The sequence below is a fragment of the Acidobacteriota bacterium genome (genome assembly GCA_020845575.1).
Taxonomy (GTDB): domain Bacteria; phylum Acidobacteriota; class Vicinamibacteria; order Vicinamibacterales; family Vicinamibacteraceae; genus Luteitalea.
This window is the reverse complement of the sequence record JADLFL010000017.1, coordinates 16903-40680: the sequence shown is the minus strand read 5'-3', so window position 1 is coordinate 40680 and position 23778 is coordinate 16903. Positions and strand designations below refer to the sequence as shown.

Below are 23778 nucleotides of genomic sequence, written 5' to 3'. Positions count from 1 at the left end.
ATCCGATGCGTGGCCACCAACACGATGGTGTCGACACCGGTCGTCCGCCGCCGGCCGCTCACCGTGTCGACGAGACGCTGGCGATGGTGGAGTCGCTGCTGGCGCGCGCGCCGTCACCGCGAACGTCCCCGGACCTCGACCCCGCGACCATCAGGTGGCTGTGTCTCGTGCCCGTCTGGACGCCGTCGCTCGCGCGGCGCTGCAGCATGCCCGGCTGGGACGAGCGTCGCATCGCGGCGGTGTTGGCGGCGTGGCAGAACGAGGGGCTCGTCGAAACGACGCAGGCACCGCTGGCGATCGATGAGACCGGCCAGGTGAGGCCGGCACAGCACCTCTTCTGGGTGCCGCGTCACGCCCGCCCTTCGTGGTTGTCCCGGATCGTGGCCGACGATGGTCAGCACGCGCTGGCCGAGCTGGCCGGCACCATCGCGCGCCGCATCATGGCGCAGCCAGACGATGGGCGCGTGCCCGTGGCGACGTGGCGCTGGGCCGTCGTGGCGGCGCATGCGACGGCCACTCCGCCGTCGCTCGGGCCGGTGTTCGAACGCGCGCTCGATACGGCGTTGTCCGATGGGCGTCCCGACGAGGCGTGGTTGTGGATCGAGGCCGTGCAGCGCGTGGCCGAAGTCGTACCCGGCGAAGCCACCACGCTCCACCAGCGCGCGGTGCGACGTCTCGCGCTGTTCGATCGCCAGCGCATCGATCGCGCGATACTGCACGACTACCTGCCGCGCGAGGCGCTGTTTGCCGCGTTCCGCGATCTCGTCGATGGTCCCGACACGGTGTGGGGACTGCACTATCTCGGTGGCGGCGGCGTGGGCAAGACGATGCTGATGCGGGCGCTGACGTCGGGTACGGCTGCGCACATGCCGGCGGGATTCGAGCCGCCAGCCACCGTCACCGCGCGCATCGATTTCGACCACGTCAACCCCGACTACCCGGCGCGTCGTCCGGGCCTGCTGTTTGCGCATCTGGCCGAGGAGTTGCGGCTCAAGGACGACAGCCTGCGGGGCGCGGAGGCGTTCGGCCTGCTGTTCAACAGGATCGCGCTGCTGCACGAACGCGTCGATCGCACGTCGACGCCGGACGAGGACGTGGACGGGATCCTCGACGTGTTCGCATGGGCATGCGAGCCGATCGCCGCCGAGCGCCACGCGCGCATCGTGCTGCTGCTCGATACCTGCGAAGAGCTGGCGCGCCTCGGGACTGACGGTCGCCTGCCTGACAGCGTCTCGCGAACGTTCGATCTGCTGGAACGACTGCATGCCCGCATGCCGTCGTTGCGCGTCGTGCTCTGCGGCCGTCGGCCGCTGGCCGGCACGTACGCCGACGGCGAGACGGTGTCGGTGGAACTGCCGCAGCGATCGTGGCTGCGGCTCCACCGCGTGTCGGCGTTCTCGGAAGAGGAAGCGAGGGCGTACCTTCAGAAGACGGGCGTGCCTGACGCGCTCGTGCCGCCCATCCTGGCTCGCAGCATCGCCGCCGCCTCGTCGGCAACACTCGGCCTGACGAGCATCGGCGGGTCGGGCCCGGAGGGCCGGCCCGGCCCAGAGGAGAGTGGGGCCGGCTCTCCGAGTCAGGCCGTCGCGATCCGCTACAGCCCGTTCAGCCTGTCTGTCTATGCGACGTGGATCGCGCGACAGCCCCAGGTCGATCCAGAGGACATCGCCGGGGACCGCGTCGATCACTTCGTGCGGATTCGCATCCTCGATCGCATCTCCAACGCCGACGTACGGCGCTTCCTTCCGCACGTGGCACTGCTCGGCCGCTTCGACGAACCCACGCTGCGTGCGTGCGTGGATCTTCGACCCGACGTGGCCGACGCCGTCCTCAGGGAGATCGGATCGCAGGAGTGGGTCGATCGCCAGGCAGGCGGGTACTACACGGTCGAGCCCGAGCTTCGCGCCCGGCTGCTCCGCTACTTCGAACGTGAGGAGCCGGCCGAGCTCAACGACGCGCGCTGCCGTGTGCTGCCGGCGTTGTGGACCCTGCTCGAACGGACGCCGGCCACGCAGACGCCAGACGAGGCGGTGGTGCAGGCGCTGCTGCGCCTGGTGCAGCACGACCCTGCCGCACTCCTGCGCGCGTGGCGCACGCTCGACGCCCGGATCGTCCAGCGATCGGAGTCGAACTGGGGTGTGCGCGTCCTCGGGCGCGTCCTGGCCGACGAAGACGCGCCGTCGATCGGGAACGTCGACGCCGGAGCGTGGAGCGCGCTGGTCACGACGTACGCCGAATGCGTGCTCCATGCGCAGGGTCCCGCGCAGGCCGCGGATCTCTGGCACCGTGCATGGGAAGGTGGTCGCGCGCTACCCGATGGTCCGGAGCGCGCGCTGGTGCTGGTGCGCATTGCGAGTGGAGGACTGGCGTCCGTTGCCGCGATCGTTGGCGTGGATGGCCTCGAGACGTGGGCGTTGCGGCTCTACGATGCGCTGTCGGACTACGCACGAACAGCCGGCGAGGACTATCCACCTGCGACGGGTCAACGGATGGTTCAGCGTCTGGAAGACGACCCGGTGTCCCCGCACTACGCGCCGTCTTCCGCGATCGCGGCCCTGATGGCGTGTGCAGACGCGATCGAGCGCCATCCCGATTCCACCACGCCGGCACCGCCGATCCTGGAACGGATCGCCGCCCTCGTCGTGATGGTGCCGCACGTGCCGTCACGCGCGCTGGCGCTCACGTGCGTCGGGCGCTTCGCCGCACGCAGGCAGGACGCCGACCTCGCGCTGCGACGATTCATCGATGCGCTCGATGCGCTCGCGTCGTGCCCCGACCGCGACCTGCCGTCGTGCCTGCAGTGGCCGTCGCACCTCGACGCATCGTCGTGGGTCACGCTCGAGGCCATGCGTGGACTGGTGGGACTCGAGCCCGTCGAGACGACGCTCGGTCGATTCGCAGCGGTCCCGGCGGCGACGCGCGAAACGGCGGCCAACAGGCTGGAGTCCCTGCAGCGTCGACTCACCGCCGCCGTGCGCGTGCCCGATACTTCCGGCGCTCAGCGTGTCGTGAAGGTCGCACACGGCGACATCGCGCTGCCGGAGAGCCTGGGCCAGGAACTCGTCGCGCCGCGCGCCGTGGCGATGGCGCTCGACGATGTCGAGGCGGGACGGGCCGGCGAAGGACTTCGACTGCTCGCGGAGATGACGTCGCGCGCAACGAGCGCCAGGAACACGGCTGTCGCGCATGCGGTCGAACGGGCGCGCGTCGAGGCCGTCACGCGGATGCGGCTCGGCGAGCTCGGCCGGCTCGGCCGTCATCTCGACGCCGGCCCCGCTGGGTTGCCGATCGAGGAGCGCGAGAGGATGCGCGCGTTCATGCCCGGTGCCGATGCGTCACCGAATCATGACGAGTCTGCGTCGACGCGCTGGGAGGCACACGCGCTGTGGCGGGCGCGCCGTACCACCAGTCGAGACGCGACGCGTCTCGCCGAAGTGGGACGGCGCCTGCTGACTGGCCCGACCGTCGACGGGCAGGGTGAGTGGGCGCGCGCGTCAGTCGCGCTCGACCTGGTGGAGTGCAGCGAACTGGGCGTCGATGTCGATCTCGCCGATCGCGGCCTCACGCCCGTGTCACCGGAGGAGTGGTGGGGCCGTCATCCGGCATCGCCCGAGCGGGCGCTGCGGTTGTGGATCAGGAGTGCCGCGCTGGACGTGGCGCCCGGTGGTCCTTCGGTGGCACTGGTGCAGCGCGTTGGCGTGCGGCGGTCCGCCGCGCTGGCGATGGAAGAGGGCGAACTCCTGGCGCTGCGACTGCCGGCGCCAGCGCTGAAGCTGCTCGGGTTCGCTCTGGTGTGGTTCGAGGACGCGCACGACGCGATTGGCGTGTGGCAGGTGACCACGCTGCTGGCGCTCACGCGCATCAGGGCGGGTGTTCCGCGCGACAACATCCACCTTGCGTCGTTGCGCGCCGCACACGAGGCGGTCGCCCGCATGGACGCGGTGCGCGGCGTGCCGCCATGGGCGTGGATCGAGCAGGTGTCGTCACTCCCCTTCGGCGACGCCACGGCCTCCTCAGACTGGGCCGCGTGGCTGCATCGCGTCGTGGCGCTGCACCACTGGGTCGAGGGCGGCGTGCGTCCCGAGGTGCTGTTCACGAGGACCGAGTGGCTGCCTGTCGAGCTGAGAGAGTGGCCGCTCGACGCGTCGAGCGATCTGGGCACGAGCGAGACACGGCTCTCGGGTTCGACGACATCGTCAGGTTCAGGCGTCGCGACGGCTGCGCGTCGTGTGCCGCCGTCCTCGCCTGCACCGTCGTCCGGTCGTACGGAGTCCTCGCCTGCTCCGCTTCCGCAGGCGGCTTCGCGCACATCGCGCGCCCGCGCCATCGTGGCGATCGGCGGCGTGCTGCTGACAGCGGCGGTCCTGGCGTGGATGGTCCTGTCTGTCGGAACCCCGAATCACCGCGCACAGCCCCCACCGTCGATGAGCGAGCCACCGGACGGGGTACATCCCGCGCCGCCGATACCGGACAATCCTGGCGCGGATCCGCCGCCTGTCATTGCCGATGCCATGGTGCCCTCGAGCCTGCCCACACTCGGCGTGCTCGCCGCGTTGCTCGCTGTCGCTGGCGGCGTGACATGGCTCGTGAGACGACGCGCGTCCGTGCCGACCATCGCCACGGCGACGCGGGTTGCGGGTCCATGGTCGGTGCGGATCGCGACGGCGGGGACCGCGTCACTCACCTCGTCCGGACACGCGTCGGCGCTCGACACGGTGGTGTCGGTCATCGACGACGCCGGTTCCGTGGTGGTGTCTGCGCCCCTGCGCGTGCGCCGCACCGACACGTTCTCGGGCCTCGACGCGATCAGGCAGCCTCCGGCGGGGACGGCCCTGTCGTCGGCGTACGCGGACCGGTCGCCGACGCGCGCGTGGCTCGAAGTGACGCTGGCCACGGCGTGGCCCTCCTGGGAGGTGCTGCTGTGGAGCGGCGCACTGGAGGGCACGCATCTCCGGCCGGCGGTCGTGCGTCACGTGCATCCGTCGCGGCAGCTCACCGGATCGACTCCGGTACGCGACGTCGTGTCGGTCGGCACGATCGCGGCGACCGCGGCAGACCAACGTCAGGCCGCTTACGCGTGGGAACCAGCCGTGCGGGCCAGGCGCGTCACTGTGGCTCCCGTCGATGCCGAGCACGTGCGCGAGGGCGTTCCTCTCGCGGGGATTCGGCTGGTCCACGTGACAGCCCGACCTGTCGAGACGCCGCAGGGATTGTTCCTGGAGATTTCCGGAGGCGAGTCGCTGACGGTGATGGAGTCGCTGGAGTCGCTCGCATCCGATCGCGGCACGCTCTTCGATGCGTCACAACTTGCGCACGCATTCCCTGACGTGGCCTGCGTGCTGCTGCAACCGCCGCGCCGGCCGACGCTCGATCTGACGCCCGCCGGACGTGAGACGTGCGCGTGGCTGCGGGTGGTCGGCGCGTCGCTGGCCGAGCAGGGCGTGCCGCTGGTGATCGTGCTGCCGCCGATGGATGGCGAGCTCGCCGCGCATCTCGTACGCCTGCTCGGGCGTCGCGCGCCAGACCTGCGTCCGGGCGCCGAGTTCGACGCGCACGAATTCACGATGCGCGCGCGGGAACTGGTGATCGACTACGCGCAGCGTCTGCTCTCGCGCGACGCCGCGATCGAGTTGGCGTTGCAGGTAGTGGTGTACGGGTAGGGACCGGCAACCGGCAACCGGATGGTGCGGAATCCATCCGGGAGGACCTCTCATGGCGAAGCGGCGGGCGTTCTGTGTGGGGATCAACGACTACCCGTACGACGGGTCGGACCTGAAGGGGTGCGTCAACGACGCGCACGAGTGGGCTGGTGTACTTCGAAAGACGTATGGCTTCGACGACATCACCATCGTGCTCGATGCCGACGCGACGAAGAAGCGGATCATCGACGGACTGAAGGATCTGCTGGCAGGCGCGGCAGCGGGCGATGCGCTCGTGTTCACCAACTCGTCGCACGGGTCGTACAAGGCCGACACCAGTGGCGACGAGGCATACGACCAGGTGCTGTGTCCCTACGACGTGGGCGACAACGAGATCGTGGACGATGAACTGCGGAGCCTGTTCGAGAACGCGCCGGAGGGCGTGCGGTTGACGGTGGTGCTCGACAACTGCTTCTCCGGAACCGGCACGCGAGTGGGGGACGAGGTTCGAGCGTTCGACGACAGGCGTGTGCGGTTCCTCGATCCGGCCGTTCGCGGCGGCAGACAGCTCCAGCGCCCGTCGTCGGCGCATCGCAAGGGCGAGTTGCATCCCGAGTCGGCGATGAAGGAGGTGCTGCTGACGGGGTGCAACGACAGGCAGTACGCCTACGACGCGGCGTTCAACGGGACGTATCACGGGGCGATGACGTACTTCGCGCTGCAGGCCATTCGCGAGGCGCCGCACGAGCTGACGTACAACCGACTGCACAAGCGCATCAAGGAACTGATCGCGGACTATCCGCAGAGCCCGCAACTCGAAGGCCGCGCCGAGGGCAAGCGGCGCGCGCTGTTCATCTGACGACGTGGAACCACGCGAAGTGCATCATCGGGTCGGCGCGAATGAGGAGCTCGAGAAGCGCGTGTTTCGCGCGGGCTTCTCCGACATCGCGCAATGGCGCGCGCGGCTCGCGCAGGCCGAGCTCGCCGTGTGTCGCATCGAGGCCCCCGCGTGGCAGGCCCTGGGCACGGGTTTCCTCGTGGGGCCCGATCTCGTGATGACGAATCGCCACGTGATCGACGCGTTCTCCGCGCGACGTAGGCCGCCCATCCTCGCACGCTTCGACTTCAAGCTGTCTGGTGACGGCGAGCGGCTTCGCGAAGGCGAGGCCTTCGGGCTCGCGCCGGAGTGGCTGGTGGCGAGCAGTCCCGTCGACGAGCTCGATTTCGCGATCCTCCGGCTTGCGCAGCCGGCCGGTCTTCGCCCGACGACAAGCAGTGCGTCTGATGTCGCGCGCGGGTGGATCACGCCGCGCTGGCGACCGCTCGAACCAGACGAGACGGTCTTCGTCATCCAGCATCCGCAGGGCGAGACGCTCAAGCTCGCGGCAGGGAGGTACGAGGCGCGCGAGCCGACGCGATTGCGCTATCGCGTCGATACGGAGCCGGGATCCTCCGGCGCGCCGTGCTTCACCGCGCAAATGGAGCTCATCGCGCTGCATCGCGGCGCCGCCGACGGACACGCCAATCAGGGCGTGCCGATTGACGCCGTGCAGGCGGCGCTGCCGGCGGACTTCTTCCCCGCACCGTCGGCACCGCTCCCGTCCGCAGACGCAGCCACCGGTACATGGCCGGCCGTTCTGGACGCCGAGCGATCGGGGACTGAGGCGCGGTCGGACGCGGCGCAAGGGTCGGGCTCCGCGGCGAGGTCGGGCTCGGAGAGCCGACGCTACCGTGGGCGTCTTGCCGTCGGCGCTGCGGGTGCCGCTGTGGTCGTTGCCCTGGTTGCGGTTCCGCTGTGGTGGTCGCGTGATGACACGACGGAGCCCGCGACAGTGCCGCCGAAGACCAGTCCCGCCGGTCCCGAGACGACGCGGGCGCTACCTCCCGTCGTTCGCAAGACGGTCGTGGATCACGATGCGGAGCTCCTGCCTCCCACTCAGGACTGTGTGTCGCGTGACGGTGTCGAGCGTGCGCGCTATCGCCTGACGACGAAAGGCACGTGGCCGGCGCAGGGAGGAACGCGCGCGCACGACGTACAGGTGGAAGCCATCGGCGACATCACGTTCGAGTCCGCAACCATGTCGATGAGTGGCGGCGTCAGCGCCGTTGCCGTGTCGATACCACACCGCGACATCGCGCGGAAGTTCACCTTCGCCGAGCGCGTCGTGCCGCCAGTCGTCATCGTCACCTGCGTACGCGCCACGCCGCCGCACCAGCCGGTGCCGGCGTTGCAGGTGAACACGTGGAGAGAGGTCGCGCAATGAACATGACACCGTTGGCTATCGCATGCGTGCTGGGAGTCTGGCTGGCGGGCTGCGACTGGGGACGCCCGCCGTCGGACAGGGAGGCGCGCAACGAGCGGCCCGCCGACGCCGTCGCTCCGGCAACGCCCGAGAACGCACCCGTGCCCGAGCGCGTGGACGCCCCCCCGCCGCCGGTTGCCGCGCAGGAACCGACCGCGGTGCTGTACGGTCGCGTGCTCGGGTCCGACCACCAGACGGCGTCGCCGCAGGACTGGCAGGTGCGCGTGACGGCGGAGTACGAAGACGGCACGGCCGTCAGTCCGCGCGAGCGCGAGAGCAACGGCGACCTGTTCGCGTTCAAGGTGGTGCCGGGCAAGCGCGTGCGGCTGTATTTCGAAGCCGTGCCTTACCAGGCGACGGTCACCGAGTACGTGGACGTGACAGACGAACGTCGCTACGCGTCGCGGCTCCCCGATGTCGTGATGGATCGCATCAGATGGACGATGGCGCTGTTCGCGTCGGGAGACGGCGAGGCGTTCGCGCGCAATCTCGAGACGCAGGCGGCGGTGGCCGAGAAGACCGGCTCGGCCGACGTGTTCCGCGCCAATCTGGAGCATCTGAGAGCCGCGGCGGCGCAGTTCCCCGAATGCAGGCAGAAGATCGAGGAGTTCGAGCGCACGCCGCGCGGCGTCACTCTCACGAAAATGGCCGAAGCGCGGGGAGTGCCCGTCGCGCTGTTGCCCGCGCTCGTCGCGCAGCCCGCCGAACTCGCCCGCACGCGCCCGGAGGCGCTCCGGGACCTCGCTGCCGATGTTCGCGTGGCACCCTCGATTCGCAACGAGGCCCGCCGCGCCCTGGCCACGCGGCCCTAGGGAGAATGCCGGGAATGCCGCGATGCCGGTGCGATCAGCACGGGGACAGGCCATCGCATGCAAGTGTAGCCGCCGGATTTCATCCGGCGGACGGCGATAGCTGACCGCCTCGCTATACTGCTGGCGACGCTATGTCCGAGACGCAGCCGTTGGTCGGGGTGATCATGGGCAGCAAGTCGGACTGGGAGACGATGCGGCACGCGGCCGCGGTGCTCGAACAGTTCGGCGTGCCCTTCGAAGCGCGCGTGGTGTCTGCGCATCGCACGCCCGAGTTGATGCGGGAGTACGCGCACGCCGCGCAGGCACGCGGCCTCGAGGTGATCGTGGCGGGCGCCGGCGGCGCGGCGCACCTGCCGGGGATGGTGGCCGCGCAGACGGTCGTGCCGGTGATCGGCGTGCCCGTGCAGAGCCGCACGCTGAATGGACTCGACTCGCTCCTGTCGATCGTGCAGATGCCCGGCGGCGTGCCGGTGGCCACGATGGCGATCGGCACGGCCGGCGCGCGTAACGCGGGCCTGTTCGCCGTCGCCATGCTCGCCGTGACGCGCCCCGACCTGCGCGACAGGCTGCGCGCCTTCCGCGAGGAGCAGGACCGCACGGTCCGCTCCGAACCGCTCGAGTGATGGACCCGATTCTCCCGGGTGCCACGATCGGCGTGCTCGGCAGCGGGCAGCTCGGACGGATGTTCGCGATCGCCGCAGGACGACTCGGGTATCGCGTCCACACGTTCTCGCCCGATCAGGATTCGCCAACAGGTCAGGTGTCCGATCGCGAGGTCTCGGCGCCGTACGACGACGTCGAGGCGGTGGTGGCGTTTTCGCGCGGCGTGGCGGCCGTGACGTTCGAGTTCGAGAACGTGCCGTCATGCACGCTCGACGCGCTGGGTGCGGGGACGATCGTGCGTCCGTCGGGGCACGTACTGCATGTGACGCAGCATCGTGCGCGCGAGAAGGCGTTCCTCGCCGGGGCCGGCATCCCGGTCGCGCCGTTCGCCGTGATCGAGAGCGAGGACGACATGACGACGGGCCTTGCGCGTGTGGGCACGCCCGCAATCCTCAAGACGGCAAGCTTCGGCTACGACGGCAAAGGCCAGGTCCGCATCGACGACCCATCGTCAGCGGCGGACGCGTGGGCGGTGATCGGTCGTCAGCCGGCGGTGCTCGAAGGTGTCGTCGAGTTCGCGTGCGAGGTATCGGTGATCGTCGCGCGCGGCGTCGACGGCGTGATGGTGGACTACGGCGTCGTCGAGAACAGCCATCGCCGGCACATCCTCGATGTTTCGGTGTGGCCTGCGCGTGTGTCCGCGGACACGCGCGCGAACGCCGTCGCCCTGGCGCGCCGCGCGTGCGAGCTGCTCGACGTGGTGGGCGTGCTTTGCGTGGAGATGTTCGTCACTGCCGGCGGCGACGTGATCGTCAACGAGCTCGCACCACGGCCGCACAACTCCGGCCACCTCACGATCGACGCGCACGTGACGTGTCAGTTCGAGCAGCAGTTGCGCGCCGTGTGCGGCCTTCCGCTCGGTGAGGCGGACGCGCGCGCGCCTGCGGCGGCGATGGCCAACCTGCTCGGCGACGAGTGGGGCGGCGGTGAGCCCGACTGGGTGTCGGCGCTGCGACTGCCGGGCGTCAAGCTGCACCTCTATGGCAAGGCCGAGGCCCGCCCGGGTCGCAAGATGGGCCATCTCACCGCCACTGCCGTGTCGCCTGATGCTGCCGAAGCGCTCGTGCGCGACGCGCGACGCGTGCTCGCTCGCTGACCCGCGCTGACCGGATTCATCGAACCGGCCTGCGGTGCCGATTCCCCGGGCGTGACAGGGAACGCGATGACGGCGACGGCGATGTGTCCGGGCTGTGGCCAACCGATGGATCGGGTCGGGCTGTCGGGCCGCTACGGACGTACGCTCGCTGTCGACGTGTGTGATGGCTGCGGAGGGCTGTGGTTCGACGGCACGGAGAGTCAGCAGCTCGGTCCCGGCGCCACGCTGAAGCTGCTGGAGCGGTTGACGCGGCGCCCGTCACGTCCGGTGGCGGCGCGCTCGGCGTGTCCGCGCTGCAGGCAGACGCTGTACGAAGTCCACGATCGCCAGCGCGCGACGTCGTTCACGTATCGCCGGTGTCCGTCTGGTCATGGCCGGTTCATCACCGCGTACCACTTCCTGCGGGAGAAGCACCTCGTACGCGAGCTCACGCACGCGGAGGTCGAAGACGTCCGCGCGCGCGTGCGACAGGTGAACTGCGTCAACTGCGGTGCGCCGATCTCCCTGTCCGGCGCGCTCGCGTGCGGCCACTGCCGCACGCCCGTGTCGATGATCGATCCGCATCAACTCGAACGGCAGCTGTCGACGCTCGCGAAGGCCGAGGTGCGCGACGCGACAGTCGACCCCACGCTCCCAATCCGTCTGATGCAGGAACGCGCCGCCGCCGAGCGCGATTGGGCGGCCATCCCCGACGAGCGTTCCTGGATCGATGACCTCCTGAAGATCCAGGAGTCCGGCCTCACGCAGACGATCCGCACCCTGACGCTCAGGATCCGCCCCTGACCAACGGGTTGAAACCCGTTCGCTCCACTCCCGAAAAAAATGGAGGCCAGGGGTTTCAACCCCTGGCGCGGACATGTGCGACCATGCGCTGTCTCTCGACCAAGGAGTGTGCCGTGAAGCAGTGGGTCGTTGCCTGCGCGATGGTGGTCCTGACTCCCATGCTGCTGTTCGCGCAGCCGTCTGTTCGCACGGGTGCGATCGCCGATGACGCGGATGTCCTCGCGGCCGGGCGGCTGTTCTCGGCCTGGCTCGACGGCCAGATCGCGTATCGCGGACTGCCGGGCGTGGTCGTCGGCGTGGTGGCGGGCGACGAGCTGATCTGGTCGAAGGCCTTCGGTTACGCCGACCTCGCCACCAAGCGTCCCATGACGCGGGACGTCACCTTCCGCATGGCGTCGCACTCGAAGCTGTTCACGGCCACCGCGATCATGCAGCTGCGCGAAGACGGCAAGGTCAGGCTCGACGATCCCGTCTCGCAGCACCTGCCGTGGTTCCGCATGGCGCCAGCCGGCGACGACGATGGGCCGGTGACGATCGAGACGCTGCTCACGCACAGCTCGGGACTCCAGCGTGAAGCCGGCGATCACTGGGTGTCGTGGAACTTCCCGACGGGCGACGAGCTGCGCGCGCTCATGGCCGATCGCCATGCCGCCTACGCGCCGCAGGTGCGCTGGAAGTACTCCAACCTCGCGTACTCGGTCGCCGGGCAGGTGGTCGAAGCGCGGAGTGGGCAGTCGTGGGCGGACTACGTGCGCGATCACATCTTCACGCCACTCGGCATGTCATCGTCCAGCGTGGACAAGGACGTGCCCGGCATGGCCACGGGCTACGGGCGTCGCATGCCCGACGGCTCGCGCGAGACGATGCCGTTCATCGACGCGCGAGGGATGGCGGCCGCGACGGGCATCACGTCGAACGTCAACGACATGGCGCGCTTCGTCTCGGCGCAGTTCAGGCACGGGGCGCGCGGCGGCAACCGTATCCTCTCCGGCGGGTCGTTGCGCGAGATGCACCGCGTGCGCTCCGTGGAAGAAACGTGGGCGGCGGGTAACGCGATCGGGTTCGCCGTGACGCGCGTTGGCGACAAGACGTACGTCGGCCACGGTGGCTCATACCCCGGCTACACCACGCACACGCTCATTCACCCCGCCACGCGCGTCGGCGTCATCGTGCTCACCAACGCCGGAGACAGCGACCCGTCCGCGATCGCGCGCCAGTTGATGAACACCGTCGGCGAAGCCGCCGGACGACGGTCCGCGCCGGCGTCCACTGTCGTGCCGTGGGACGCGACGTGGGCGCGCTTCGCCGGCCTGTATCGCGGCAGGTTCGGCGATGTCCACGTGGTGCTGCTCAACGATCGGCTTGTGGTCATCAGCCCCAACGCACCGACGCTCGATGGTCCGGCGAGTCTCGTCCCGATCGGTGGCGGTCGTTTCAGGTACGACGCGCGGACGGGCGGCAGCGCCATCGGTGAAGTGGTGCGGTTCGTCGAGGAGAACGGGCGCGTCACGCGCGTGTACGCCGGAGACGGCTACTACGATCGCGTGCCTGACTGACGCTGACGCGCGTCAGCCGGCGAGCGGCGTGCGCGACGAGACGATGCCCATCGCCGGACCGTACTGATGGCCCGGCTCCTCGAGACCGATGTCGACGTACGGGTGGCCGAAGTGGCGCAGGGCATCGACGATGTCGTCGCGTGTCATCCAGCGCGTGTGCGTCTCACCGCTGCCGCAGAAGCCCGGAGTGAACCGCGCGGCCTGATACCAGTGCGGGTGCACCGTATGGACGAAGCCGTCGTACGTGCGTGACTCTGGCGCACGAAAGCGTGCGGCAAGGGCCGACTGAAGGCTCACGTGCGCGGCGTCGAAGTAGTGCGTCCAGATGAACAGCGTGTCGCACGTCCTTGCGAGTCGCGCCAGCAGTTCCACGGGCTCCGCCATGTGATACAGCACGCCGCTGGCGACGCCGACGTCGAAGTGCGCGTCCGGCGATTCGCGCAGGTAGGCCATGAAGTCGCCGAGCAGGAAGTGCGCGCGCGCAGTACCCACGACCTCCTTCATGACGAGGCACTTCAGGAACGCGCGGCGGTTGGCCTCGATCGCGGTGATGCGTGCGGCCCCTCGCTGTTCGAGCAGCCACGTGTGACCGCCTTCGAGCGGGCCGAGTTCGAGGACGTTCGCGCCTTCGACGCCGCCCATGCGCGCGATCGCCCATTCGAGTCGCGCGTCGTGGAACAGCGGCGTGTGTCCGGCAACGTAGCTGTCGTGCGGTGCGGGCAGATACGACGCCCATTCGCCGGCATACAAGTCCAGCGCGTGTTGCGGCGACGGCGCGCGGGTCTCGTATTCATCGGTCACCGGCCGCCCGCGCAGGCGCGCCCACTGGACCTTCACCAACCCGCCAAGACGATGGAGCAGGCGTTGCACAGCAAGATTATGTGCGGCGGCCGGACAGATCGGACTGCCCGACCGTCATATCGGCTTGCGGGCGAGAACGTAGATGCTGTTGGCGAGGATGTGGGCGCGGTTGGTGCCGTAGAGGAACAGGTCCACGTAACGGATCGGCCAGAGGATCCACCCTGCGATCGCACCGAGCGCCTTGCCGGGCGTGCCCGGCACGATCACCTTGATGAACGTGAGCGTGTAGAGCAGCCAGGTGGCGGCGGGCCCGGTCCTGACGCCGGCGTCGAGGATCTCGAGCGGGGCGAGATCCTGCTGCAGCGCCACGAGCGTCCAGCGATGGTAATCGTTCGGATACGCGTGGAACGGGTGGTTGAACGGCACCACGACGTGAATCAACCCGCCTGGCCGCAGCACGCGCCGCAGTTCGCCGATGACGACAGCCGGATCCGGCACGTGCTCCAGCACCGCGTCGCTCTCGATCATGTCGAAGGTCGCATCAGCGAACGGAAGGCGTGCGCCGTCGGCCACCACGTCGACGCCCGTCACGGGTGCGATGTCGACGTTCACGAAATTGCGCGCTGCCGTCTGACCCGCTCCGCCGAGCATCAGGCACCGCGCGGCGGCGTCGACAGGCAATCCACGTTCATGCGGGTTGGGCACGAGCGGCAGCGGCGGACGGAGCAGACGATGCCACCAGCGCGCGCGGCGCTGATACGTGTCCACCATCGCTGTCATGTCGGCGTGTGACTCGCGCATCAGGGTTCCAGAGTGTCTCACGGGGACGACCCGCCATCGTCCGATCGGTGGTGGCGCGAAGGGGCGTCAGCCCGTTCGTCCGGGGCGGTGCCCGAAGGCCCGGGGCCCGCTCTTCGCTATGATCGCAGCCGTGAGTACGCTCGTGCGACAGGCGCACCGGGACGATGACCTCGACGCGCTTCACGCCCGTGTGACAACGCTCGATACCGAGCTCGACGCGCGTGTCGCCGAACTGGCGGCGGTGCGCTCGGGACTCGAAACGTTCCGCATCCGCTACAGGCAGGAAGTCGGTCTCCTGCACGACGAACTGGACCGTCTCGAACTTGCCATCGCGGAAGCAGAGATCGGCGAACTGTCGAAGAAGCTTGACGAACAGGACATCGCAGAGCCGTCATCCGCCCCACCACCGTCGCCAGACCCGCAGCCGCGCTTCACGACGGACGCGGTCCGCAAGCTGTTCCGCGACGTGGCCAAGACCATCCATCCCGATCTCGCGCACGACGAAGACGCGCGCGGTCGTCGTCATGCGTTGATGGTCGAAGCCAACCGTGCGTATGCGCTCGGCGACGAGGCGCAGTTGCGCGCGATCCTCGATCAGTGGGAGCGCAGTCCGGAGTCGGTTCGCGGCACCGATCCCGAGGCCATGCGCCTGCGCCTCTCGCGCCGCGTGGCGCAGGTGGAGGAGCAGCTCGACCTGCTCGCCGCCGATCTCGCGGAACTGAAGGCCACGCCGCTCTGGGAGCTGAAGGCGATGGTCGACGAGGCAGCCATCCGCGGCAAGGACATCATCAGCGACATGGTGCGCCGCCTGAAGCGCGACATCATGGCCGCCACCAACCGTCTCGACGCGATGGTCGGTGGATCCTGAAGGCCCAGGCCATCCGGGGGGATGTGCTCGCGCGCTCTCCGTCGCCTCTCAGTGCGGGACGATCACCTTGTCGACGGGCCTGACGCCGTAGGTGGGCGGCAGGCGTTCGTAGGCGGTGCCGGTGCGGGCGTTGTAGTCCCACACGACGCGACCTGCGCGCAGCGTGAGTTCGCACGCAAGACGCTGGTTGCCGTGGATCGTGCCGCGCGCGGCGTCGGCGTAACCGAAGCGTCCTTCCACCACGCGCAGCACCGCGACGTCTGCCTCGGCGCCAACGGTCAGGTGTCCGAGCTCGAGTCGCTTGATCGCCCGCGCGGGCGCGTCTGTCGATGCCTTCACCACCGCCTGCAGCGGCATACCCGCCACCAGGAACTTGGACATCGTCGTCAGCATGTCCATCATGGCGCCGTTCATGCTGCCCGTGTGCAGGTCCGTGGAGATCGTGTCGGGATAGAAGCCATCCTTCACCGCGGGCACCATGGTGCGGAACACGAAGCTGCCCCCGCCGTGCCCGACGTCGAACAGCACGCCGCGTGCGCGAGCCTGCTTCAGGTACGGCAGCACGTGGCCATCTGCGCCCATGTACGGCACGGGTCCGCGGAACATGTGCGTGCTGATGTCGCCGGGGCGCAGGCGCGAGGTGACCAGTTGGTGATACGGGCGTTCCTCGCGAAAGTAGCCGAAGTCCACCATCACCGGCACGCCGGCCTTCGTGCCGGCTTCGACGGCGCGATCGACCGACACCCATTCCGGCCCCATGTAGTGCGCCGACTTGATGCCGACGACGACGTCGCGGTGACGTCCGGCCATGTCGGCCGTGGCGGCGGCGTCCATGTCGAGGACGTTCTGCTCCGGGATGTCGGTCAACATGCCGAGGCCCGCAATGTTGAGCATCGCGAGCACGCGCGTCCGCGCGCGGTCGATCACCGTGCGCCTGAAGTCCTCGAAGTTGCGCCACCCAGAGCTGCCCGCATCCACCATCGTCGTGACGCCGGTGCGGAAGCTGAAGCCGTCGGGCAGCACGCTGTTGTCGCCTGCCCATGCGCCGCGCACGCCCGTCGTGGCGAAGACGTGGACGTGGATGTCGATGAGCCCCGGCGTGACGTACAGGCCGGACACGTCGACGACCTGTTTCGCGCTCGCCGGATCGATGCCCTGCCGCACGGCGGCGATCCGGCCGTCGGCGATCGCCACGTCCATCACGCCATCGATGCCGTTGCGCGCGTCGATGACATGGCCGCCCTCGAGCAGCATGTCGTATGTCGGTTGTGCGCCGGCCGGTACCGCAAGACACGCGGCGACGAACAGCAGGATCGAGGTTCGCAGTCCAATGGTGGTCACAAGGCGTCCCGTCACTTGTCGAAGTACTTTTTCACGATCCAGTCAGGCTGCCACTGGTCGGGTTTGCGAGGTGTTCCGGTGAGATCGATCGGCGGCGGAGGCGTGCTCGTCGCCGGCACCGGCACGGTGTCGCCCTGACGCGACTGCCACTCGCGCATCAGCGTCTGCAGGCGTGCGACGTGCGCCGCGCTGTCCGGCCGATCGATCAGGTTGGTCATCTCGAACGGATCGGTCCGCAGATCGAAGAGCTGCAGATAGCCTGGCACAGGGTAGGCGACGAGCTTCCATCTGCCGTCCTGCACCGCGCGCTGCGTCTTCGTGTACACGGTGAAGAGCGAATCGCGCACGCGTTCCTGACGCTGCTGCACCACGGGCAGGAGCGAGGTGCCGTCGAGCCCGTCCGGTGTCGCGATGCCAGCCGCTTCGGCCAGCGTGGGGAACAGGTCGTACAGATACGACAGCGCCTCGCTGCTCCGGCCGGCCGGCACGCCAGGGCCCGCGATGACGAGCGGCACGCGCGTGCTGTGCTCGAACACGCTCTGCTTGCCGAGCAGCCCGTGGCTTCCGAGCGCAAGTCCGTTGTCGGCGGCAAAGACGATGATGGTGTTGCGCGCGTGACCGCTGGTGTCGAGGGCATCGAGCACGCGGCGGATCTGCGCGTCGAGGTGCGTGACCATCCCGTAGTACTCGGCGAGCTGAGCGCGCACGTCGCGCTCGGGCCGCGGCCATGCGGTGAGGTTCTCGTCGCGCATCGCACCAGTCATGCCCCCGTTGTCGAACGGGAACTGCGGCAGGAAGTCGGGCGGCAGCGGTGGCAGCGTGTCGTAGTACGGCTGGCTGAAGGCGGGTGGTGGCTGGCGTGGATCGTGCGGAGCCGTGAACGCCACGTACGCGAAGAACGGCGCGGATTCCCTGTATTCGTTCAGGAACGCGATCGCCGAGTCGGCGAACAGCTCGCTCGAGAACGTCGTCTCGGTCCGCACCGGCGTGAGCTGACCGTCTGGCCCGAGGTCCTTGACGGGTACTGCCGCGTGGTTCGACATGCCGCCGAACATCACGCTGCGTCCTCGCTTGAACGCGCGCAGCCACGACGCCTCCCCGTTGTGCCACTTCCCCGTGGCGAACGTGGTGTAGCCCGCCTTGCCGAACACTTCGGGCAGCAGCGGCACGTCGGCAAGCGTCGATGTGTTGACGTGGAACAGCGTGCGCCCGCTCATGAGCATCGCGCGACTGGCCACGCAGACGGCACCGCTGTCGCCGCCGAATACGTAGGCGCGCCTGAAGCTGAATCCGCGCCGGGCGATGCCGTCGAGCGTGGGCGTGCTGATGTGCGGGTTGCCGTGCGCGGCGATGGTGTCGGCGCGCATGTCGTCTGCGAAGAGGAACAGGATGTTGGGCCTGACGCCGCCGGTCGCCTGCGACTGCGGCGACCACGCCGCAGCGCCCACCCCCATCACCGAGACGAGGAAGGACAGCGCGAGCCAGAAAGGGCACGGTGGGCGGGTCATGGACGGGCGTCGTATTCGAACTCGGCGGCGCAGCCGTCCCAGACGCGGATCGTGGTGCTGTCCCACATCCAGTTGCGATAGGCCTCGCACTTGACGCTGCCGAATTCGCGGACCACGCGGACGTTGCCGCGGATCGACGCGCGGCATTCGTCGCGCGCGGTGCGCGCCGAGCCGCAGCGCAACGACCCCGTGAGGCCGTTGGCGATCTCGCCGGACGGCGTCCAGGATCCGGCCTCCGCCTTGAAGCTGGCGGCAACCACGTCGCCCGCACGCGGGTCGTACGTACACGTGAACGTGAGCGGCGTCGGCTGGTTGTGACGGTTGTCGAGGCGGAACTGCCCACGGCCGGAGACGTCGAGACGACCGGCGCGCGGCGTGACGTTGGCCAGTTCGGGGAGTTCGACCTCAACGCGACGGAGCTGCTTGTACCCCCGCTGATGCGCCTCGCGCAGCACCTCGACACCAACAGCCTCGCGACACGCTTCGATCGCGTCCCGCGTCTCGGGCGGCAGCGCACCGGTGAGCGATGGCGTTTCGAGCGCGTGCGTGGCGCGCGAGATGCGATCGCGCTTCGGGTCGTAGCGGCACGTGAAGATCAGCACCTGCCAGTCGAACGCTTCGCCGTACTTGCCGCGGCCGCGACCCTGGAGTTCGATGTCCTTCCCTTTGGCCACCTGCACGACGTCGGCCAGCGCGATCTCGACGTCTGCGCGCGAGCTCATGCCGCGCTTCCGCACCTGATCCTCCATGTCGGATTCGAGGCGGTCGACGCACGCCTTCAGGACGTAGCCCGTCCTGGCGAGCTCGGTCGGCGGCGTCGCGATGTCGTCGCCGCTGCCGTCGACGGCCGCGTAGGTCACCGATACGAGCGCGCCGGTCTTGCGGTCGAACCGGCACTCGTAGCGCGCGGGAAACGCGTCTGACCGCGTCGGCGTCGGGTCGTACTCCCCGACACCCGTGACCACCGGATGGTTACCCTCGACGCGCGTCGTGGTCGTCGATGAGTCGACGCTGAGGACGATGGCGCCGGGGTCGAGCCCGGCGGCCGTCGCATCCTCGAACGTCGTCTTCCACACCGCGCGCTCGCAGTCGAGCACCGGCGACTCCTGCGCGGCACGCACGCAGGGCGCGAGCGGGAATGCGGCCAGGAGCGCACCGAGCACCGGAACACCGGTGAAGCCGAGTCGCATTGCCATAGGTGAGGGCATTCTACTGAGCGCTGAGCAGGCGCACCAGTTCTTCAGGATGCGCAGCGCGGTCGCGGGCCGTGTCGGGATCGATGTGACCGGCCTTGACCAGCGACGCCAGGGACTCCTCGAACGTGATCGAGCCGAAGCGGCGTGTGAGGGAGATTTCCTGGTGCAGATGGTGCAACTGATTCTTCCTGATGTGCTGACGCGCACCGTACTGCACCATCAACAATTCGACGGCCGGTACCAGTCCGCCCGACGTGCGAGGCAGCAGCGACTGGACCAGCACCGCGCTCAAGGCGAGCGAGATCTCCTGCCGGATCGTGGCCTGACGTTCGACGGGGAACGAATCCGCCATGCGCGAGACAGACGATGTGACGTCGGTGGTGTGGACGGTGGAGATCACCAGGTGCCCCGTCTCGGCGGCCGTCAGCGCGAGCCGCATCGATTCCGGGTCGCGCATCTCGCCCACCACGAGCACGTCGGGCATCTGCCGCAACGCCGCGCGCAGGGCCGTGGGGTAGTCGGGCGCATCGACGCCGATCTCCACCTGCTCGACGATCGACCGGCGGTGCTGGTGCTCGTACTCGACCGGATCCTCGATCGTGATGACGTGACGCGCCTCGTGTCTGTTGATTTCGTCGACGAGAGCGGCAAGCGTCGTGGACTTGCCCGACCCCGTGCCGCCGCCCACGAGGACCAGCCCGCGCGTGAGGCTGGCGAGCCGCTCCACCTGCGATGGCAGCGCGAGCGTCGAGAGACGTGGAACCGTTCGAGGCAGCGCACGGATGGTGGCGGCCGCGCGCCCGCGTTCGCGGTGCAGGTTCACGCGGAACCGGCCGAGACTCGCCACGCTGAACGATGCGTCGGCGATGCCGTCGCGCGCGTAGATGTCGCGCGCGTGCGGTGGCAGCGCGGGCAGGACCGCCCGCTCGATCTCGTCGCCCGTGAGCTCGCCCTCGTCGATCGGGACGAGCCGCTTCTCCACGCGGGCCGATGCAGGCGCCGCCGCCACGAGCAGAAGATCGGAGCCGCCGCGCCGCACCACGTCCTGCAGCCAGCCGGCCAGCCGGCCCGTGTCCATCGGCGCGTCATCGTCGCTGGACGCCGGCGCCCACGCACCGCCCGCTGCCGGCGCCGGCCGTGCGTTTAATTCGTCGATGAGGCGATCGATGTCTGATTCAGCCACCCTGGTTCTCCGCTCTGGGCATGTGTCGTCTCGCCGGTCCCGCGATCGTGCCCGCCGCGGCAAGCCCGTGCAAGTCCCGCTGGCCGACGCTATGACCCAGACTCGTACATGCCTGCACTGTCTGACTCGTATACTCCGGATAGGCCGTGTTCATGCGCGGCATTTCATCGTTCGTCATTCCCGAGGAGTGTCTTCCATGCTGGCCGTCCGGTCCGCTTTCACCAACCTGTCCCGTCTCGCGCTGGTCGTCGGTGCGCTGGTCGCCCTGTCAGCCGGCCTCATCCGCGCGCAGTCGACGGCCGCCAACGGGGCCCTCGAGGGTATCGTGTCCGACACCTCCGGTGGCATCCTCCCGGGCGTGACCGTCACGGTGACCAATACCGATACCGGTACGGCGCGCATCGTCGTGACCAACGACAGTGGTCTCTACCGGGCATCCCTGCTCCCCCTCGGCACGTATCGCGTGGCGGCAGAGCTCGAGGGATTCAAGCGATTCGAGCGATCCGGCATCACGGTTGGCGCCGGGCAGACCGTCACCATCGACGTGCGTCTCGACGTGGGTGCGCTCTCGGAGGTCGTCTCGGTCACGGCCGACGCCCCAGTCGTCGACGCGGCGAAGGTGGACGGCGGGCGCAACCTCAACGAGAACGAAGTCAAGAACCTGCCGCTCGTCTCGCGCAACCCGTACAACTTCGCGTTGCTGCAGCCTGGCGTGACGGGCTTCGAGAACCCCGAGTTCGGCGTGCCGCGCTTTGCGGCCAACGGGACGCTTCTCCGTGTGAACTACCAGATCGACGGCAACACGAACACGCAGAAGGATCGCGCGGGCCTGCGCCTGCTGCCCGTGTCCGAGGTGATGGTGCGTGAGGTGAAGGTCGTGACGAGCGGCTATGCGCCGGAGTTCGGCCAGACGACGGGGCTCGTGTACAACGCGATCACGCCGTCGGGCACGAATGACTTCCGCGGTGCCGTGGCCTATCGCTTCCGTCGCAAGCCGTTCAGCGCGTTTCCGTTCTACTTCCAGGGCCCGCGCACCGAAGCGCGCCGGCCCGACACGAAGGTCGACACGATCACGGCCGAGCTCGGCGGGCCGATCGTGAAGGACAAGCTGCACTTCTACACGGGCTTCGAGAACACCTACCGCGACCTGTCGGCCCAGAGCGTGATCACCATCACGCCGGAGAACGCGGCGCGCATCGGCCTGGCTGCGCAGCCCGCCGTGGTGCCGCGTGAGCAGACGGGACGGTTCTTCATCGGCAAGGTGGACTACCAGCTCGCCGCCAACCATCGCCTCACCGCGCGGTCGGTCGTCTTCCGTAACGATTCGCCCAACAACATCGGCGGCGGGTTGACGAGCATGGAGCGCACCACCGACTTCCTCGACGCGATGGAGAGCTCCTCGGGACAGGTCGTCTCGACGTTCGGAAGCCGCATGCTGAACGAGCTCCGCGTGCAGTACGCGCGCCGCGTGCAGAGCCGTGCGGGCAACGAACTGTCGGGGACCGGTCCGGCGATCAACATCGCCGGCGTGGGGAACTTCGGCGGGCCGATTGCGGGGGCGTCGGACGCCGGATTCGGCTTCACGCAGGGCATTTTCCAGGTGGTGAACAACTTCACCTACGTGCGCGGCAACCACAGTTACAAGTTCGGCGGCGACATCCAGATCGTCAACGACAAGCGTGCGTCGACGCTCTTTCAGCTCTATACGTTCCCGAGCATCGACGCCTATCTGGCCGCGCGCAACGGCACCAATCCGTACGGTTACACGAACTATCAGGAGTTGATCGGCAACCCCGACTTCACCATGAAGTCGTCGGGCTACAGCTTCTTCGTGCAGGACGACTGGCGCGTCACGCCGAACCTGAAGTTCATCTACGGCCTGCGCTACGACTTCTACGACTATCCCGAAGGCGATCCGGCCGCACCCTTCTCGTACTCGCAGAAGTACTCGGATGACGGCAACAACGTGGGGCCGCGGTTCGGCGTGGCGTACGCCTTCGGTACCGACAAGCGGCAAGTGCTGCGCGCGAGCACCGGCATCATGTACGACCAGATGCTGCTCGGCGCGTATGAGACGTCGATCCAGAACAACGGCAACCCCGAGCGCGTCAACGTGACGCTCCAGGGATCGGCCGCCAACGCGCCGGCCTTCCCGAACACGCTCGGAAACCTGCCGCCGGGGTTCACGCTGCCGCGGCAGTCGATCACCACCGTCGATCCGGACTTTCAGGTCGCGCGTACGTGGCAGAACAACGTCCAGTACGAACGCGCGTTCGGCGCGAGCTTCTACGGGTCGGCCGGCTACGCGTTCGTGCAGGGCGACCTGCTGCCCGTGATCGTCAACATCAACCCGATCAACCCGGTCGGTCAGCTCGCCGACGGACGCCCGGTGTTCAGCACGATCATCAATGCCGACACGCGTCTCGACCCGCGTTTCAACCAGATCAACGTCGTGCAGTCGCGCGGCACGTCCACGTACAACGCGCTGACACTGCAGTTCGGGCGTCGCCTCACCAACGGCGTCCAGTTCGACGTGAACTACACGCTCGGCAAGGGCACCGACAACGCGCCGCTCACGAGCGCGCTTTCGGTGCAGGGTGACGATGGGGTGAGCGACCCGACGAACCTGGATCGCGACAAGGGGCCGAACCTGCTCGACACGCGCCACAGCTTTGCCGGCAGCGTCGTGCTCCAGCCGCGGTTCGACGTCGAGGGCGTGCTGGGTGCGATCGTCAACGGTAACCAGCTGGGCCTGATGATGCAGGTCAACTCGGGTCTGCCGGTGAACCTGCGCAGCGGTACGGACCTGAACGGCGACGGGCTGCTCGCGGACCGGCCGCTGTTCGTGGGTCGCAACTCGCTGTATCTCCCGGCGCGCTACAACGTCGACGCGCGCCTCTCGCGGTTCATCGCGCTCGGCGGACATCGGCGCCTGGAAGTGGCGGCGGAGTTCAAGAACGTGTTCAATACGGTGCAGACGTCGTCGGTCAACCGCGTGATCGCCACCAACGCGCTCGGCCAGGCGACGGGCACGCTGCCGACGAGCAGCAGTGAGTTGCAGCCGACGGGTGGCTACGAACAGCGCCAGTTCCAGCTCGGATTCAAGTTCCACTTCTGAGCGGGAGATCGGTGTGTGCCAGGGGGCTGAAGCCCCTGGCCTCCATCTGAGGGGGACCAGGCTCTATCTCCGGATGGAGCGCACGGGCTTCAGTCCGCGCGTGTCCGCAT

General features: G+C 68.7%; 16 protein-coding genes. 10 read left to right on the top strand and 6 right to left on the bottom strand.

The window, feature by feature from the left end; genetic code table 11:
• Positions 1–5: 5 nt before the first annotated feature.
• The 8 genes from IT182_05200 to IT182_05165 all read left to right on the top strand — a co-directional run bounded on the left by IT182_05200 (position 6) and on the right by IT182_05165 (position 12852).
• Positions 6–5660 (top strand): hypothetical protein, encoded by a 5655-nt coding sequence (locus IT182_05200; protein MCC6162729.1) that lies wholly within the window; start codon positions 6–8, stop codon positions 5658–5660.
• Positions 5661–5712: 52 nt separating this feature from the next.
• Positions 5713–6498, top strand: coding sequence for a caspase family protein (locus IT182_05195; protein MCC6162728.1), 786 nt, complete (start codon positions 5713–5715; stop codon positions 6496–6498).
• Between the two features lie 4 nt (positions 6499–6502).
• On the top strand, positions 6503–7903 hold the full coding sequence (locus tag IT182_05190; GenBank protein MCC6162727.1) for a trypsin-like peptidase domain-containing protein: 1401 nt from the start codon (positions 6503–6505) through the stop codon (positions 7901–7903).
• A 2-nt stretch (positions 7904–7905) separates the two neighbouring features.
• Positions 7906–8754 (top strand): hypothetical protein, encoded by an 849-nt coding sequence (locus IT182_05185; protein MCC6162726.1) that lies wholly within the window; start codon positions 7906–7908, stop codon positions 8752–8754.
• Between the two features lie 131 nt (positions 8755–8885).
• Complete coding sequence (purE, locus tag IT182_05180; GenBank protein MCC6162725.1) at positions 8886–9377, top strand: 5-(carboxyamino)imidazole ribonucleotide mutase; 492 nt, start codon at positions 8886–8888, stop codon at positions 9375–9377.
• Positions 9377–10513 (top strand): 5-(carboxyamino)imidazole ribonucleotide synthase, encoded by a 1137-nt coding sequence (locus IT182_05175; GenBank protein ID MCC6162724.1) that lies wholly within the window; start codon positions 9377–9379, stop codon positions 10511–10513. Before purE ends, IT182_05175 begins: the two co-directional genes overlap by 1 nt.
• Positions 10514–10618: 105 nt before the next feature.
• Positions 10619–11296, top strand: a complete 678-nt coding sequence (locus IT182_05170) for a zf-TFIIB domain-containing protein (protein ID MCC6162723.1) — start codon at positions 10619–10621, stop codon at positions 11294–11296.
• 83 nt (positions 11297–11379) lie between these two features.
• The gene (locus IT182_05165; protein ID MCC6162722.1) at positions 11380–12852 is read left to right on the top strand and encodes a beta-lactamase family protein; all 1473 of its coding nucleotides are present in this window, start codon (positions 11380–11382) and stop codon (positions 12850–12852) included.
• Between the two features lie 12 nt (positions 12853–12864).
• Here the strand turns inward: IT182_05165 and IT182_05160 are convergent, their stop codons facing one another.
• Together IT182_05160 and IT182_05155 are read right to left on the bottom strand one after the other, a co-directional pair.
• Positions 12865–13722: a class I SAM-dependent methyltransferase gene (locus IT182_05160; protein ID MCC6162721.1), complete on the bottom strand. Its 858-nt coding sequence runs from the start codon at positions 13720–13722 to the stop codon at positions 12865–12867.
• 45 nt (positions 13723–13767) lie between these two features.
• Complete coding sequence (locus IT182_05155) at positions 13768–14454, bottom strand: class I SAM-dependent methyltransferase (GenBank protein MCC6162720.1); 687 nt, start codon at positions 14452–14454, stop codon at positions 13768–13770.
• Between the two features lie 130 nt (positions 14455–14584).
• Here IT182_05155 and IT182_05150 point away from each other — a divergent pair, with 130 nt between their 5' ends.
• On the top strand, positions 14585–15322 hold the full coding sequence (locus IT182_05150; protein ID MCC6162719.1) for a hypothetical protein: 738 nt from the start codon (positions 14585–14587) through the stop codon (positions 15320–15322).
• A gap of 48 nt (positions 15323–15370) precedes the next feature.
• On the opposite strand, the gene IT182_05145 is transcribed toward IT182_05150, so the two are convergent.
• The 4 genes from IT182_05145 to IT182_05130 all read right to left on the bottom strand — a co-directional run bounded on the left by IT182_05145 (position 15371) and on the right by IT182_05130 (position 20550).
• Positions 15371–16576, bottom strand: coding sequence for an amidohydrolase/deacetylase family metallohydrolase (locus IT182_05145; GenBank protein MCC6162718.1), 1206 nt, complete (start codon positions 16574–16576; stop codon positions 15371–15373).
• Positions 16577–16674: 98 nt separating this feature from the next.
• Positions 16675–18171 carry a sulfatase-like hydrolase/transferase gene (locus IT182_05140; GenBank protein ID MCC6162717.1) on the bottom strand — a complete coding sequence of 499 codons (1497 nt, stop codon included), beginning with the start codon at positions 18169–18171 and terminating at the stop codon, positions 16675–16677.
• Positions 18168–19367, bottom strand: coding sequence for a DUF3011 domain-containing protein (locus IT182_05135; GenBank protein ID MCC6162716.1), 1200 nt, complete (start codon positions 19365–19367; stop codon positions 18168–18170). Before IT182_05135 ends, IT182_05140 begins: the two co-directional genes overlap by 4 nt.
• A 13-nt stretch (positions 19368–19380) precedes the next feature.
• Entirely contained in the window at positions 19381–20550 is a 1170-nt protein-coding gene (locus tag IT182_05130) for a PilT/PilU family type 4a pilus ATPase (GenBank protein ID MCC6162715.1), read from the bottom strand.
• Positions 20551–20746: 196 nt separating this feature from the next.
• Here IT182_05130 and IT182_05125 point away from each other — a divergent pair, with 196 nt between their 5' ends.
• Positions 20747–23668, top strand: a complete 2922-nt coding sequence (locus tag IT182_05125; GenBank protein MCC6162714.1) for a TonB-dependent receptor — start codon at positions 20747–20749, stop codon at positions 23666–23668.
• Positions 23669–23778 lie beyond the last annotated feature (110 nt).

What these genes read in the sequence shown, in the direction of transcription:
- IT182_05200 (MCC6162729.1), top strand. Translation starts at nt 6, where the DNA reads ATGCGTGGCCACCAACACGATGGTGTCGACACCGGTCGTCCGCCGCCG.
- IT182_05195 (MCC6162728.1), top strand. Translation starts at nt 5,713, where the DNA reads ATGGCGAAGCGGCGGGCGTTCTGTGTGGGGATCAACGACTACCCGTAC.
- IT182_05185 (MCC6162726.1), top strand. Translation starts at nt 7,906, where the DNA reads ATGACACCGTTGGCTATCGCATGCGTGCTGGGAGTCTGGCTGGCGGGC.
- purE (MCC6162725.1), top strand. Translation starts at nt 8,886, where the DNA reads ATGTCCGAGACGCAGCCGTTGGTCGGGGTGATCATGGGCAGCAAGTCG.
- IT182_05175 (MCC6162724.1), top strand. Translation starts at nt 9,377, where the DNA reads ATGGACCCGATTCTCCCGGGTGCCACGATCGGCGTGCTCGGCAGCGGG.
- IT182_05170 (MCC6162723.1), top strand. Translation starts at nt 10,619, where the DNA reads ATGGATCGGGTCGGGCTGTCGGGCCGCTACGGACGTACGCTCGCTGTC.
- IT182_05165 (MCC6162722.1), top strand. Translation starts at nt 11,380, where the DNA reads ATGCGCTGTCTCTCGACCAAGGAGTGTGCCGTGAAGCAGTGGGTCGTT.
- IT182_05155 (MCC6162720.1), bottom strand. Translation starts at nt 14,454, where the DNA reads ATGCGCGAGTCACACGCCGACATGACAGCGATGGTGGACACGTATCAG.
- IT182_05145 (MCC6162718.1), bottom strand. Translation starts at nt 16,576, where the DNA reads ATGCTGCTCGAGGGCGGCCATGTCATCGACGCGCGCAACGGCATCGAT.
- IT182_05140 (MCC6162717.1), bottom strand. Translation starts at nt 18,171, where the DNA reads ATGACCCGCCCACCGTGCCCTTTCTGGCTCGCGCTGTCCTTCCTCGTC.
- IT182_05135 (MCC6162716.1), bottom strand. Translation starts at nt 19,367, where the DNA reads ATGGCAATGCGACTCGGCTTCACCGGTGTTCCGGTGCTCGGTGCGCTC.
- IT182_05125 (MCC6162714.1), top strand. Translation starts at nt 20,747, where the DNA reads ATGCTGGCCGTCCGGTCCGCTTTCACCAACCTGTCCCGTCTCGCGCTG.